Source organism: Nonomuraea sp. NPDC050451 (genome assembly GCF_044458585.1).
In genome coordinates this window covers 422069-435404 of sequence record NZ_JBITHZ010000004.1, presented here as the reverse complement: position 1 = coordinate 435404, position 13336 = coordinate 422069, and the positions used below count along the sequence as shown (strand labels likewise).

Here is a 13336-nt window from a genome sequence, read left to right as displayed (position 1 = left end):
GACTTTCCCCAGGTCATGGCGGGGCGCCCGCTTCCGGTTCGTGGAGCGCGTTGGGGCCGTCCTGGGCCCGCCACCCCCGACGTACTGGGTGCCCAACGCCACGAACGCGCCCGCATCCGGAGCCAACGCGGACACCGCTGGGGCCGACCGCCTCCAGCGGCATAACACTCGAAAGCGAACGGTCACCGGACTAGGCCTCGGCGATGGCAAGTCCCTGGTCGTCGAGCTTGGCCGCCAGGCCGAAAGTCGCGTAGATGTTGGGGTCCTGGAAGACCGAGTTCCGGGTGATGCCCTCATCAGTGACGGTGAAGATCTGGAGCGTGTGCAGGTTGTACCCGTCGCCGACGCGCTGATAGGCGGCGAATCCGGGCTGGCCGCCGTTGGCCGCGACCTCCTTGAGGAGCCAGTCCTTCCCGGCCGCCCCGAAGACCCATTCCATGAACAGGCCGTAGTTGCCGCGGCCGGAGAACCAGTTGAGCATCGGCGGCATCTCCATGATCACGTCCTCGGTGAGCAGCCGCTTGAGGCCCTCGACGTCGGCCCGCTCGAACGCCTTCATGTAGCGTTCGACCCAGGCGCGCTGCTCGGCCTCGGACGGCTCGCTGACCCGTTCCTGCCGGACTCCGACCTCCTTGACGCGGGTACGCGCCCGCTGAAGGGAACTGTTCACCGACACGACGGTGGTGCCGAGGATTTCCGCCGTTTCGGACGCGGAGAAGCTGAGCACGTCACGCAGGATCAGCGCACCGCGCTGACGCGCCGACAGGTGCTGCAGGGCGGCGGCGAACGCCAAACGCAAGCTGCTGCGGTCGATCACGGCTCCAGCCGGATCGCCCGCGTCCAGCAACGAGTCCGGCAAGGGCTGGAGCCAGGCGGCGTGTTCTCCCTGGACGAGCGGCCCGAGCGGATCCGACGCTGCCACCAGCCCCGACGGCAGCGGCCGGCGACCGTGGACCTCCAGGGCGGTCAGGCAGGCGTTGGTTGCGATCCGGTAGAGCCAGGTGCGCAGTGAGCAGCGGGTATCGTCGTACTGCTCCCGCGCCCGCCACGCCCTCAGGTACGTGTCCTGAACCAAGTCCTCTGCGTCGTGAGCCGAGCCGAGCATCCGGTAGCAGAACGCCAGCAGCTCCGTCCGGAACGGTTCGATCCGACGATCGAAGCCTTCCCTCCCCGTCATCACGCCACGCCCCATCTCCACTGCCGCCGCAACCACCATATCTGGCGACTGCAGTGAGCATCCGCTATGGGCGGATAGGTCACCCCGCGCGGTCATCAACGGCCTGGCCATGGCATACGTCCCAGATTCTAGATAAATAGTGCTGTTCCTAACGTCGCTCGCAGGTAGGGGCGTCGGTACGAAAAGTCACGCCAAGGGGCCTGGGAACAGGTCCTCGGCGTGACTTTTCGTTCGCATGCGTCTCGTGGGTCCTCCGGGTTGCATGTGGTGCAAGATCCGAGGCGCGCATGCGAGGGCATCTGGCCCTCGGGGAGTGAAGTTCCTACAGCTCAGAGCGATGCAGGGCTTTTCGGTCCTGTCATGGCCCTACACACGGTCACTGCTGGTTACAGGAAGGGTTCACTGCGCAGGCGCCAGCACCGGGCTGTTGTGATAGGCGGTGATCAGCCACTGGCCGTCCCGCTTCTCGAAGACCCAGGTCGCGTTCACCTTACGCACGTCGTCTGGGACCTCGGTCTCGCCGGGGAACAGGATGGCGGATTCGCTGATGACGATCGCGCCGTCCCTGCCGACGAAGCGGATGCTGAGCTGCTTGTTGTAGGTCGAGCTGCCCTTGAGCGGCCCCTCGAAGGCCAGGGCCATGTTCTGACGGATCACCTCACGGCTGTCGCGGAGCGAGCCGGTCATGATGGCGGTCGCGTCCGCGGTGTAGTTGGCGACCATGCCGTCGGCGTCGCCTGCCTCCCACGCCTTGTAGGAGTCAACCAGTACGGCCTGGATGGCGGCCTCGTCTGCCGCACGACTGTTCGACATTGGATTCTCCCTTGTGATCGATTCGCCCGAGGTGCTCCCGCGAGCTCGTGAGTACATACCGGCGGCGGGGTCGGAACTCATCGCGGCGGATGAAAATCCGTCTCTACGTCTTCAAGGCGACCGCTGCGCGGCCGCGACGGCCGATACGTCAGTAAGCGCGCGCTGATTCACGTACAAGATCGGCCGCGATGTACCCATGCATCTGCGATGAACGGGTGCGCCGAGTTGCCGAAAGATCCGGGCTGAGGTTGGACGATCGGCAGACTTGAGGAACGCTGCTCAGCGGGGCATCCGTCGTCTGCGGAGCTATCAGCAGCGCAGGCGAGCGATATAGCCGGGACCTGCCGGGTCCCGCTCCAGTGCTTCCAAGGTCCACGTTGACTCGGCGACGGCGGCCATCAGTTCATCGGGCGTCGCGAGCCAGTAATCGAACCATGGCGTCGTCGTCGCGCCGTCCCGTACCCGAATACGCAGCTGTCCGCGGGCCCGCCCGCGGCGGAGGTTCCATGCCTGGTAGTCGGCATGGGCGCCGCCGCCGTCGCCAGGGTCCATGCCCGAACCGATCAGCTGTGTGCCGGGGCGGGCCACCGCGGCAAGTGCCGCCAGGACCTCGGGCGCCTGCGCCGGACCGCCCAGCAGGGCAAGGTTGTTGCCAAAGAGGGCGATCGTGTCGAACTCTCCGAGTCCCTCGGGCAAAGACGGCACCGAGCCGATGACCGCCTCGACCCCTCGTTCGCGCGAAACGCGCACCGCCTCGGGCGACGGCTCCAACCCGACCACCTCCTGGCCGAGGGCCAACCACGGGACGGCGTGCCGACCGCCGCCGCACCCCACGTCCAGGATCCGGCCCGCGGCCTGCTCCCAGCCCCAGCGCTCCAGGTCCGACCAATGCTCCGGAGCAGCGAAGTACCGCGATGCATCGTTGGCGGTGATCAGGCCGTCGTCGCGCTCGATCACGGGCACCAGCGCGGTCACCTCAAGGGCTAAGAAGGCTTCGCAACGAGGAGCAGCCTCAACTGACTGCAATCAAGATCCTTCTCAGCGCCAACGGCTGTTCGCCGGTTCCTCGGCCCCGGGCTCGTTCCTCACCACCGGCTCCGGGCATGTCCAGGTCGCGAAGTTGCCGAAAGAACGCTCAGCCTCCCCGGCCATGGCGCCGCTGATGCTCTCGCCGGTCAACGACCGACTGCAGCCGTCGCGACGATGCCTGATCGCTTTCGCGGTTCCGCTTGCTCATGTCCTCCATGACGTCTCCCCAACGGGCCGGCCGTCCATCGCTCGACGGCCAGAGCTCAATTGCCGAATTGTCCTTATGAGGTATCAAGAGCGCCCGGCGCGATCCGCGCCGGACGCGAGGGCCTGGCGGATCGATCGGCCGGGCGTGCGGCTCTCCGGCCGGTCCCGGCCGCCGCCCGTCAGGCAGCGCCCCGTAGTGGTACACGGTCTGCCAGGGCGGTAGGTCGTGCGGCAGCAGTCTCCATGCGCAGCGGGCCCGCAGCCAGTAAGCGCGCGCGTTCACGCAGATCCGTCGTGTAACGGGTACGCAGCCCGCGCACTCCAGCCCCCGACAGTGCGCAACCACCCTGCTACCAGCCCACATGCCCGCTGACCGGCTTTTCAGACACCCTCTAGCTAGCCCGCCACAGCCATGCTCTGCTGTGCCTAGACGGCGCGTTCTTCGAGCTGAACGGTCGCGGTGTGCCGTTGCTGCCGTTGCTGTCGTGATTGTTCGGTTGTTCCGTTGATCAGGCCCGGGTGACCGCAGCCGGCTGCGGGTCAGGGCTGTCAGTCGCTCGGCCCGGCGTGTGGGCGGCGTGTCGAGCGGGCGCGAGGGCCGCGGCGAGTGCGGCGCCGACGAGGAACAGGGTCAGCACCGAGAAGCCATGGGTGTAGCCGGAGACGTAGGGCAGGCCGGTGTGCGCGAGGTGGCTGGTGACGAGCAGGCTCATGATGGCGGTTCCGATGGCACCGCCGATGGAGCGGAGGTTGGCGTTCATGCCGGTCGCGGCGCCGGCCTGCTCGGCGGGCACGCTGCTGACGATGAGGTTGGCCATGGACGCGAAAGCCAGACCGACGCCGAGGCCGAAGACTCCCGCTGCGACGGCGATCTGCCACTGCTCGTCATGCAACAGGGCGAGGATGGCGCATGCGAGTGCGGCGAGGCCCGAACCGGCGATCAGCAGGTGCTTGGCGCCGAGCCGTGGCTCCAGGCGGCCGCTGAGGACACCGGCGACGAACATGGCGATCAGCATGGGCAGCATGAGCAGCCCGGATGCGGTGACGCTCGCACCGAAGCCGTATCCGGCCGAACTCGGCGTCTGCACGAAGCCCGGTAGGAAGGCCCAGACCGAGGAGAGGCCGGCGCCGAACAGCAGAGCGGCCGTGTTCGTGGTCCACACCGGCCGCGTGCGCAGAACGCGCAGATCGATCAGCGGGCTCGGACTGCGTGACTCGGCGCGCAGCCACAGGCCGAAGAGGACGACGGCCGCGGCGAACAGCGAGATCACGGAGGCGGAGTTCCAGCCCCACCGGCTGCCCCGGCTGACCGGCAGGAGCAGTGCCACCAGCCAGCCGGACAGCAGCAGCGCGCCGAGCCAGTTGACGTGTCCCTGCGCACGGTGAGGCGATTCGGGGATGTGGCGCGCGGCTATGAGGGCGGTGACGGCGACGATGGCGACGGGGATCCAGAACAGCCAGCGGTAGTCGAGCGCGGCCACGATGGGCCCGGCGGCGACGATGCCGACGCCGCCGCCCGCGGCGATGACGGCGGACAGGTTGCTGATGCTGCCGCTGACCTGGCCGGCCTCGAACTGGTCGCGGATGATGCCGAACGAGAGCGGGAACACCGCTCCGCCGATGCCCTGGACGACACGGGCGACGATCAGGACGCCGATGGTGGGTGCCAGCGCCGCGAGCAGGCACCCTACGAGCACTGCCACCAGGACGGCGACGAGCGTGCGCGTCTTGCCGAGCAGATCGCCGACGCGGCCGAGAATCGGGGTGAACACCGAGGCGGACAGCAGATAGGCCGTCATCACCCACGTGGTGGTGGACTGAGAGGTGTGCAGGGCGTGCTGGATCGTCGGCAACGCCGGCGCGATGAGCGACTGCAGCATCGAGAACACGCCCGCACCACTGGCGAGGACCGCGAAGGTGAGGCGGGGCGACTTGCTGGGCATGGAATGACTCTCCGGGGAACGGAAGGATGGCGAAGGGCGCCGGGAGCAGTCGCACGCCGTGATTCGGACGGCCACGGCTCGAGGGGCCTGGCCGGATTCGTGCGGGCCGGCATCTCATGGGCGGGACCGAAGGTCTACCGCCGGTGTGCGACGCAGTCGGCCGGATGGGGACCGGACGGGCCGGGCCGTGCCGCGGGTGGGCCCGTGTCGTTGGTGGGCCCGTCCGGCGCGCGGGGGCGCTGGCCGCAGGGGCTGTGGCTGCGCTGTGCTTGTGTCGCAGGGTGTGCGACTACCGGTCGCGGGTGATCGTCTTGTGCTCGACGTAGCCGGTCAGGCCGACCTTGCCGTATTCACGGCCGATGCCGCTCGCCTTGTAGCCGCCGAACGGACCGTCGAAGCTCATCGGGGAGCCGTTCAGGGTGACCGTGCCGGTGCGCAGTCGGCGGGCGACGGCAAGGGCCCGCTCAGGGTCGATGGTCCAGATGCCGCCGGACAGGCCGTAGGCGGAGTCGTTGGCGATGCGGACGGCGTCGTCCTCGTCGTCGTAGGCGATGACGGACAGGACCGGGCCGAAGATCTCCTCCTGCGCGATGCGCATGGAGTTGTCGACGTCGGCGAAGACGGTCGGGGTGACGTAGTTGCCCTTCTCCAGGCCTTCGGGGATCTGCGGTCCGCCGGTGACCAGCCGGGCGCCCTCCGCTATGCCGACGTGGATGTAGTCGATGACGCGCTGCTGCTGGTCGGGGCGGATCATCGGGCCGATGAAGGTGTCCGGAGCGGACGGGTCGCCGACCTTCAGCGATTCGACCATGGCCTTGATCGCGGCGACGACCTCCTCGTAGCGGCTGCGCGGGGCCAGGATGCGGGTCTGGAGGATGCAGGCCTCGCCGTTGTTCGCCAAGGAGCCGAATCGCAGGCCCTGGACGGTGGCGTCCAGGTCGGCATCGTCGAGGATGAGGGCGGCGGACTTGCCGCCCAGCTCCAGGCTGACCCGCTTGAGGTGCTCGCCCGCGATGGAGGCGATGCGCCGGCCGGCGCGGGTGGAGCCGGTGAAGGCGATCTTGTCGACGTCGGGGTGAGAGACGAGGTACTCGCTGGTCTCGCGGTCGGCGGGAAGGATGCTGAGCACGCCCGCGGGAAGCCCGGCCTCGTGCCACAGGTCCGCCAGCAGCATCATGCTGAGAGAGTTCTCCGGGGAGACCTTCAGGACGACGGTGTTTCCGGCCAGCAGGGCCGGGACCAGCTTGGCGGTGGCTGCGGAGAACGGCGAGTTCCACGGGATGACGGCGGCGACCACGCCGATCGCCTCCCGTCGGACGATGGTGTCGAAGGACACCGACGGGTCGGACGGCTCGATGATCTCCTCCCAGCCGAACTCCTCGGCCGCCTTCAGGTACGCCTTCACCTGGCGGGTCAGGAAGGGCTGGCCGGCCTTGGTGAACCAGCCGGCCGAGCCGTTCTCGACGGAGATGGCCCGAGCGACCTCGTCGGCGTGGGCAGCGCGCAGGGCGTCGTAGCGCCGGACGATCTCCTGTCGCTCCTCGGGGCTGGTGCGCGGCCAGAGCCCGTCGTCGAAGGCCGCGCGGGCCGCGGCGACGGCGGCGTCGACGTCGGCGGGCGCGGCCTGCGCGGCGCTGCCCAGCAGGGACTGGTCGTGCGGGGAAAGGATGTCGATCCGCAGATTCGGGTCGCTGGGGGCGACCCATGCGCCGCCGATGTAGAGCTTGTCGCGAACAGTCATGTCTTCACGGTTCCTTTGTGCGAAAGGGGCGAGAGGGTGGTGGGGAGGAGGGAGTGGGGGCGCGTCGGCAAGCCGACGGGTGCGGGCGGTGCCACCTCGCGTGCGGGGATCTGGGCGAAGCCGCTCTGCGGTCATGTCGAAAGGACAGGTAGGCGCTCCGACCAGGCCGGCTGAGCCGGCCTTCGGTGGTCGCGTCGGCCTCCGGTGGTCGGGCAGCCGCGCTCCGGTGGTTGTGCCGACCTCCGGTGGTCGGGCAGCTCCCGATGGTGCCCGAGCGTGCGGGCGCATCACCGGAACGAAGTGGTCAGGCGGTGGGGTAGTCCGTGGAGCGGCTGACCTCGGCCCACTCGCGGGCCTCGGCGAGGCGCGCCTCCTCGGCGCTGATGGCGATCTCCAGGGCATCGCTGCCGAGGAGCAGCCGACGCGGGGGCTTCGCCGCCTCCACCGCGCCGACGACCGCGCGGGCCATACGGTCGGGGTCACCCGGCTCGTTGCCGGCGTACTCGGCGAGCCTCGCGCGCCACGCGCCGACCGTCTCCTCGTAGTCGGAGGTGACGGGACCGGACGGCTCCGCCGCGCCCGCGGCCCAGCCGGTGCGGATGCCGCCGGGCTCGACGATGGTGACCTTGACGCCGAACGGGGCCACCTCATTCGCCAGCACCTCGGAGAACCCTTCGACGGCGAATTTCGCGGTCTGATAGGCACTGAGGCCGGGCGTGCCGCCCACGCGTCCGCCGATGGACGATATCTGCACGATGTGCCCGGACCGCCGGCCCCGCATCACTGGCAGCACCGCCCGGGTCAGGTTGACCACGCCGTACAGATTCGCCTCGACCTGCGCGCGGAACTCATCCTCTGGAAAGTCCTCGATCGAGCCGCTGGTGGCGTAACCGGCGTTGTTCACGAGCACATCGATCGAACCGAACTGCTCCACCGCCGTCGCCACCACGTCCCGGGCGTCGGACGGGGAGGTGACGTCCAGCGCCACCGCCATCAGTCGCTCAGGGTGCTCGGCCCGCAAGGAGGTCAGCGTCTCCGGCCTTCGAGAAGTCACCACGACCCTGTCGCCGGCGCTCAGCGCCGCGAGAACCAGAGCCTTGCCCAGCCCCTGCGAGCCGCCGGTGATCAGCCAAGTCCGTGACATAGCGCATCCCTCTTCTCGTGCGTCGTCTCGTCGTTTCGTCGTTCTCCCCGCGCTCCAGCGCGGGCTTGCCACTTCATAGTAGAGGAATCTCCCATTACTGCAACATGAGAGTTGCAGTTTCTATTGATGTTACGACTCACACGTTGGATGTCGCGCCGAAAGTGACCACTGGACGTAGAATCTCCAGATCATGAGAGCTGACGCCGCACGCAACCTCACCGCTGTGCTCCAGGCCGGGGCCCACTTGCTGGCCGAGGACCCGGGCACCTCGATGGCGGCCATCGCCGCCGCCGCGGGAGTAGACCGCACCACCGTCCACCGCCGCTTCGCCAGCCGCGAGGCGCTGCTCAGTGCCGTCTTCCAGGCCAAACTCGACTCCGCCGAACAGGTCCTGGACGAGGCACGCCTCACCGAGGCCCCTGTTCCGGTCGCCCTCCACCGCTACCTGGAAGGGATCATCCCCGTCAGCCGTCAATGGCCTGTCGACACGCGCCGCATGATGCAGAAGGACCCCGAGGCCGGCATCCGTCGCCAGGAGCAGAGCGCCCGACTCGACGCCTTCGTCCGCCGCACCATCGACGAGGGCTACCTGCGCGCCGGCACCGACGCGGCCTGGGCGCGGGCGGTCCTCGACGGACTCGTCGACACGGCCGCCCACAAGTTCCCCGCCATGGATCCCCCGCAAGCCGCCGACCTCGTCGCCAGCACTTTCCTCAGCGGCCTCGGCGCCACCTGACGACCGACCGGCCCGGCCGCGGTGGCCCAAGGCGACCTCTGACAACTCGCCCATCGACGGTTCGAACTCTCGTCAGCCATGCGGATGCAACAACTCGCTCGGGTGCGTACGAACGCCCCGGACCGTGATCGGTCCGGGGCGCGTCTGCACATCCGGATCTGCGAGCTACCTGTCGGGGTCGAACCGACGGCCCTCGCCCTACATCGGGCATGGGGACGTTTGTGCCAAGCAGTTGATCCAGTGCGACCGCGTCTTGGGCCGTGGGCACTTACTGCCGTTTTTGTGATGCGCTGTCTGCGGGCGTCGCCGCGTCCGCCTTAAGCTTTATGTCAAGCCATCCGGGAGATCCCGGTTACTCACAACTACATTGCGGCTGGTGGCACGGACCCGAGTGGAGGGCCCACCGTGGCGGCGGCCGAGCGGGACTCCGAGCTGGCGGCTCGGGCAGCGATGACGCGCGCCTGGTTCACGAGCTGTGCCCGACGGGCGGCGTTCGCGGCGTTGCGGGCGTCGTTGGCGGCCAGGAGCGCCGCATCGTCCACCGCGATGGTCGGCGGCGGGATGATCGCCGAGCCGCGCCCATTGGGCCCGCCGGGCCGCTACACCCTGCCTACCCATGCCGACCTCGAAGACGCCGTCAGCCATCTCCCCACCGATCAGTAGGGCCACCGCTGAACTGGGCGAACTCAATCGCGTGTACCTGGCTGCACGAGTCTTACCGACACCCCGAATCGCGCCACACGGCCCAAACGAGCGGCGTCGCCGCAGGTCACGGTGCACGAGGGTGTCACCCGTAGAGGGCCGGTTTCGATCCGGGCGTTCGGGGATGAGTCAGGCGCCCTGCGGCGCGATAACGCAGGATCGAGCGTTTCCGCAGGTCGCGTTGCTCGCCAAGTGTCGTCCCGGAGCGCCCGGTTACGCGCCGTCGCTTTGGGCCGTGTGCCTTGATTCTTACCGGCACCCCAAGAAGGACGACATGTCTCGCGCCGGCGGGTGAAGAACGGCCCGGACGACTCGTCCTCGTTCGGTTCGTTGCGCTTGCGTAGTTCGATTTGGGTCCATGCCGAATCTGTGCGCGAGGCAGGCAATCCGTTGCTGACCACGGTGGCATCGGGAGCTCCGCGGGGGACTGTCCCGACCGTTCCCGAGAGGCCGCTTCCGCCGTGGGGACTCCCCGACAGGCCGGTGGCGGTACCGGCTTGTCGAGGGCACTTCCGGTCAGGCGAGGTGCTTGGTGAAGAACTCGTCGAGCCTGTCGAAGGGGATGAGGTCCTTGCGGTCGTACAGGTCGACGTGGTCCGCGCCCGGGACGATCACGAGGTCGACGGTGTCGGGGGCCGTCGCCTGGACGTCCTCGGAGTAGTAGCGAGAGTGCGCGTCGGCGCCGGCCACCAGGAGGGCCTTGCGGGGCGCCAACATGTCGATGTTCGTCATCTGCTGGAAGGCGAAGAACGACATCGGCGTGGTCCCGGTCCACGCGGTGGTGGAGTTGATCGAGCGCGGGTGGTAGCCGCGCTCGGTGCGGTAGTAGTCGAAGAAGATCTTCGTGATCGGGTCGGCGTCCGCCGGGAGGGTCTTGGGCAGGACGCGGTTTGAGGGGGCGACGTTGCCGTTCTCGTCGAAGGGGACCTCGTGCGAGAGCCGTGCGTAGGTGCCCTTCTCGGCGTCGATCCAGCGCTGCCGGCTGAGGTGGTCCACGACCTTCTGGCGCTGCTCACGCGTGTAGTAGTCCTCGTGGCCGCGGGACATGCTGCGCGACATGTCGTACATCGAGGCCGTGGCGACCGCCTTGATACGGCTGTCTGCAGCCGCCGCGGTGAGCGCCATACCGCTCAAGCCGCAGACGGCCTGCACGCCGATCCGCTCGCGGTCGACGATCTTCTGCAGGCCGAGGAAGTCGACGGCGGCGCTGAAGTCCTCGGTGTAGATGTCGGGCGAGCCCACGTCGCGCACCGTGCCGCCGCTCTCCCCGGTGAAGGAGGGGTCGAAGGCGAGGGCGACGTAGCCGCGGCGGGCGAACTCGTTGGCGTAGAGCCCCGAGGACTGTTCCTTGACCGCGCCGAACGGGCCGCTGACGGCCAGGGCGGGCAGCTTGCCCCTGGCGTTCTTCGGCACGTAGAGGTCCGCAGCGACCTCGATGCCGTAGCGGCTCTTGAACCGCACCGAGGTCCGCTTGACGTTCTTGTCCAGCGCGAAGGTGTAGCCGCCCTTGGCCGTGGCCTTGCCCTGTCCTGTGGCGCCCGCGGCACGGCCGGCCTCCGCACCGAAGGAGGGCAGAGCCGTGAAGGAGGCGGCGGTGGCGGCGATCAGTCCGAGCGCTTTGCGACGTTCCATAGAGTGGACCTCATATTCGATCGGTGGAGAAAAGGCGCGACGGTCGGTGGTGTCGTGACCGAGGCGCGATTCCAGGCAACCGCTTCTGCGCCCAGCGAGGCAGAGCGCGTTTATAGGGGGTACAAGCTCAACCCCCCCACCCCACGGGATGTGCGTCGTAGCGTCGAAGGCATGACACACCGACACCTCCCGGACACCCGCGCCGTGTCAATCCTCTGATTTGTAGAGAGGGTGTGGCGCTGTGGACGATGTGACTCTTGGCTCTGGGAACCTTGCGGGTCTCGGCGTTTACGCCGCTCGTGACTTCGCCGCTGGTGAGGTCGTTGTGTCTTATCAGCTCCAGCCACTCGACGAGGCTGCCTACATGGCCCTGCCCGCCGGCGAGGATCTCTTCGTGCACAGCTACGGAGGCCGCCGCTACCTCTATCCGGCGCCAGCACGCTTCGTGAACCACTCTGACGATCCGTCCTGTTATCAGGACTTCGATCGAGGGTGCGATATCGCGCTTCGGTCCATCGCGCGGGGCGAGCCGGTCACCATCGACGCCAACGAGGAAACCGCCCGTGAGCTCGGCACTTTCGTTGACGCCTACCAGTACGCGCTCCGCGAAGGATCGGGCGAGCTCCTCACCGCCTTGATCGACCGTGATGCCACCTTATGGGTGGTAGGACGCGCGGTCCGTGGCCGGGAAGCGTTCGTCGCCACGGTGTCCGAGGTCGGATTTGTGTCACTGTCCGAGGTTGAGTGGCTTGTCGGTACCGGACGCTGGGAAGCGCTGTGCTCTGCCGAAGCCCAGACTGTGCGTGGTCGGCGGCACCAGACCATGCTCCTCAAGGTCATTGCCGGCAACTGGCAGATCGTCTACCACCATGCCGAGTGAGCGCGGGCAGGTCAGCGATGGAGACGGCTGTGTCCATCGCGACGGAGATCATCGCCCATGCCAACCGAGGGACGGGCCTGCCCTTGTCCCAGCTCACCGGCTCGATCCACGGGGTATCCCCGGCGGGGACAGCCGGTCTGAGGGCGGAACCTCAATGCACACCACAGAGGGAAAGGAAGTTCCGATGACCTTGACGTACAACTTTAGCGGTCAGGTAGCCATGGTGACAGGCGCCGGTGCGGGTATGGGGGCGGCCACCGCACGAGCGTTCGCCGCGGCAGGCGCATCCGTCGTGCTCACCGACATTGATCAGGACGCCGTCGAGAAGACCGCGCAAGAGCTCTCCGAGCGAGGCTGCCAGGTTCTGCCCCTTGCCTGCGATGTGTCCGATGAGCGGCAGGTCGCCGCCGCTGTGGACAGGAACGTAGATGAGTTCGGGCGGCTCGACATGGCGTTCAACAACGCCGGGATCATGATCCCGGACACCGATGCCGCCGATGAGCCGGCCGAAGCGTTCGACAGCGTCATGGCCGTCAACCTGCGCGGCGTCTGGGCATGCGTGAAGCAAGAACTGGCCCAGATGCGCCACCAGGGCTCCGGGGCGATCGTCAACTGCTCCTCGCTCGCCGGGCTCGTGGGGGACCCACGACCCGCTTCCTACGATGCGACGAAGCACGGCATCATCGGCCTGACCAAGAGCGCGGCTCTGGAGTACGCCCCTCGTGGTGTGCGGATCAACGCCGTCTGTCCCGGCACCATCGACACTCCCATGGTCGAGCGCATGGTCAACGCCGGGGAACTCGACATCGACGCTGCCCTCGCCGCCACTCCGATGGCACGGCTGGGCAAGGCCGAGGAGATCGCCTCGGCCGTTTTGTGGCTGTGCAGTCCGGGCGCGAGCTTCGTCACCGGAGTCGCGCTTCCGGTCGATGGCGGGTACACCGCACGCTAAGGCCGGCCAGTCACAGAATCCCAACCCTGACGCCCGCGCGGCCGACCCGCCCAGCGGTGTTTCACAGGCGAATCCCAGGCAGGTGCCACGCTTCCCCAGGCAGGCCAACAGCCGGTGGCCCAGCTTGGGCGTTCAGGAGCAAGATCATCTGGCGTGCCCCGAGCGAGCCAACGAGGCGCTCCTCCAACTCAAACCCAACGCCCCCATGGCTCTGCACCAAGTTTCACACCTTAGGTTCGAAGCCATCAGCTAAGCAGGATCTCAGGAACCTGCTCGCTTCTCCCGGAGGAGGCGTGGAGGACAGCGATGCCAGCCTGGAGGCGGCGCTGCTGCGGGAGGTACGCGAGGAACTGGCGGGCAAGCACGCATCCACTCCCTGA

The 13336-nt window shown here is 68.1% G+C and carries 12 protein-coding genes and 1 pseudogene; 5 read left to right on the top strand and 8 right to left on the bottom strand.

Translation table 11 applies throughout. From position 1 onward, the window contains the following. Nucleotides 1–190: 190 nt before the first annotated feature. The 7 genes and pseudogenes from ACIBI9_RS17025 to ACIBI9_RS16995 form a co-directional block, all read right to left on the bottom strand. A complete protein-coding gene (locus ACIBI9_RS17025; protein ID WP_397223019.1) occupies nt 191–1288 on the bottom strand; it encodes a sigma-70 family RNA polymerase sigma factor in 1098 nt (365 codons plus the stop codon). A gap of 288 nt (nt 1289–1576) precedes the next feature. Beyond that, nucleotides 1577–1990, bottom strand: a complete 414-nt coding sequence (locus tag ACIBI9_RS17020; protein ID WP_397223018.1) for an SgcJ/EcaC family oxidoreductase — start codon at nt 1988–1990, stop codon at nt 1577–1579. Between the two features lie 309 nt (nt 1991–2299). After that, nucleotides 2300–2965, bottom strand: coding sequence for a class I SAM-dependent methyltransferase (locus ACIBI9_RS17015; RefSeq protein WP_397223017.1), 666 nt, complete (start codon nt 2963–2965; stop codon nt 2300–2302). Between the two features lie 460 nt (nt 2966–3425). Continuing rightward, nucleotides 3426–3518, bottom strand: a pseudogene (locus tag ACIBI9_RS17010) (IS5/IS1182 family transposase); the annotation flags it as partial. A 217-nt stretch (nt 3519–3735) separates the two neighbouring features. Beyond that, entirely contained in the window at nt 3736–5169 is a 1434-nt protein-coding gene (locus ACIBI9_RS17005) for an MFS transporter (RefSeq protein WP_397223015.1), read from the bottom strand. 289 nt (nt 5170–5458) lie between these two features. Further along, the gene (locus ACIBI9_RS17000) at nt 5459–6910 is read right to left on the bottom strand and encodes an aldehyde dehydrogenase (protein ID WP_397223014.1); all 1452 of its coding nucleotides are present in this window, start codon (nt 6908–6910) and stop codon (nt 5459–5461) included. A 304-nt stretch (nt 6911–7214) separates the two neighbouring features. Next, nucleotides 7215–8054, bottom strand: coding sequence for an oxidoreductase (locus ACIBI9_RS16995; protein WP_397223013.1), 840 nt, complete (start codon nt 8052–8054; stop codon nt 7215–7217). A gap of 190 nt (nt 8055–8244) precedes the next feature. Between ACIBI9_RS16995 and ACIBI9_RS16990 the strand changes: the two genes are divergently transcribed. Then, nucleotides 8245–8790 carry a TetR/AcrR family transcriptional regulator gene (locus tag ACIBI9_RS16990; protein ID WP_397223012.1) on the top strand — a complete coding sequence of 182 codons (546 nt, stop codon included), beginning with the start codon at nt 8245–8247 and terminating at the stop codon, nt 8788–8790. Between the two features lie 405 nt (nt 8791–9195). Beyond that, nucleotides 9196–9453, top strand: a complete 258-nt coding sequence (locus tag ACIBI9_RS16985) for a hypothetical protein (RefSeq protein ID WP_397223011.1) — start codon at nt 9196–9198, stop codon at nt 9451–9453. A 555-nt stretch (nt 9454–10008) separates the two neighbouring features. Here the strand turns inward: ACIBI9_RS16985 and ACIBI9_RS16980 are convergent. Beyond that, on the bottom strand, nt 10009–11124 hold the full coding sequence (locus tag ACIBI9_RS16980; RefSeq protein WP_397223010.1) for an alpha/beta hydrolase: 1116 nt from the start codon (nt 11122–11124) through the stop codon (nt 10009–10011). A gap of 241 nt (nt 11125–11365) precedes the next feature. Here ACIBI9_RS16980 and ACIBI9_RS16975 point away from each other — a divergent pair, with 241 nt between their 5' ends. From ACIBI9_RS16975 to ACIBI9_RS16965, 3 genes are all read left to right on the top strand, one after another. Continuing rightward, nucleotides 11366–12004: an SET domain-containing protein-lysine N-methyltransferase gene (locus tag ACIBI9_RS16975; protein WP_397223009.1), complete on the top strand. Its 639-nt coding sequence runs from the start codon at nt 11366–11368 to the stop codon at nt 12002–12004. 184 nt (nt 12005–12188) lie between these two features. Further along, the gene (locus tag ACIBI9_RS16970) at nt 12189–12956 is read left to right on the top strand and encodes a glucose 1-dehydrogenase (RefSeq protein ID WP_397223008.1); all 768 of its coding nucleotides are present in this window, start codon (nt 12189–12191) and stop codon (nt 12954–12956) included. Continuing rightward, nucleotides 12881–13336: an NUDIX hydrolase gene (locus tag ACIBI9_RS16965; protein WP_397223007.1), complete on the top strand. Its 456-nt coding sequence runs from the start codon at nt 12881–12883 to the stop codon at nt 13334–13336. Before ACIBI9_RS16970 ends, ACIBI9_RS16965 begins: the two co-directional genes overlap by 76 nt.

Coding starts and splice junctions, on each gene's coding strand:
- ACIBI9_RS17025 (WP_397223019.1), bottom strand. CDS start 1,288: ATGGCCAGGCCGTTGATGACCGCGCGGGGTGACCTATCCGCCCATAGC.
- ACIBI9_RS17020 (WP_397223018.1), bottom strand. CDS start 1,990: ATGTCGAACAGTCGTGCGGCAGACGAGGCCGCCATCCAGGCCGTACTG.
- ACIBI9_RS17005 (WP_397223015.1), bottom strand. CDS start 5,169: ATGCCCAGCAAGTCGCCCCGCCTCACCTTCGCGGTCCTCGCCAGTGGT.
- ACIBI9_RS17000 (WP_397223014.1), bottom strand. CDS start 6,910: ATGACTGTTCGCGACAAGCTCTACATCGGCGGCGCATGGGTCGCCCCC.
- ACIBI9_RS16995 (WP_397223013.1), bottom strand. CDS start 8,054: ATGTCACGGACTTGGCTGATCACCGGCGGCTCGCAGGGGCTGGGCAAG.
- ACIBI9_RS16990 (WP_397223012.1), top strand. CDS start 8,245: ATGAGAGCTGACGCCGCACGCAACCTCACCGCTGTGCTCCAGGCCGGG.
- ACIBI9_RS16980 (WP_397223010.1), bottom strand. CDS start 11,124: ATGGAACGTCGCAAAGCGCTCGGACTGATCGCCGCCACCGCCGCCTCC.
- ACIBI9_RS16970 (WP_397223008.1), top strand. CDS start 12,189: ATGACCTTGACGTACAACTTTAGCGGTCAGGTAGCCATGGTGACAGGC.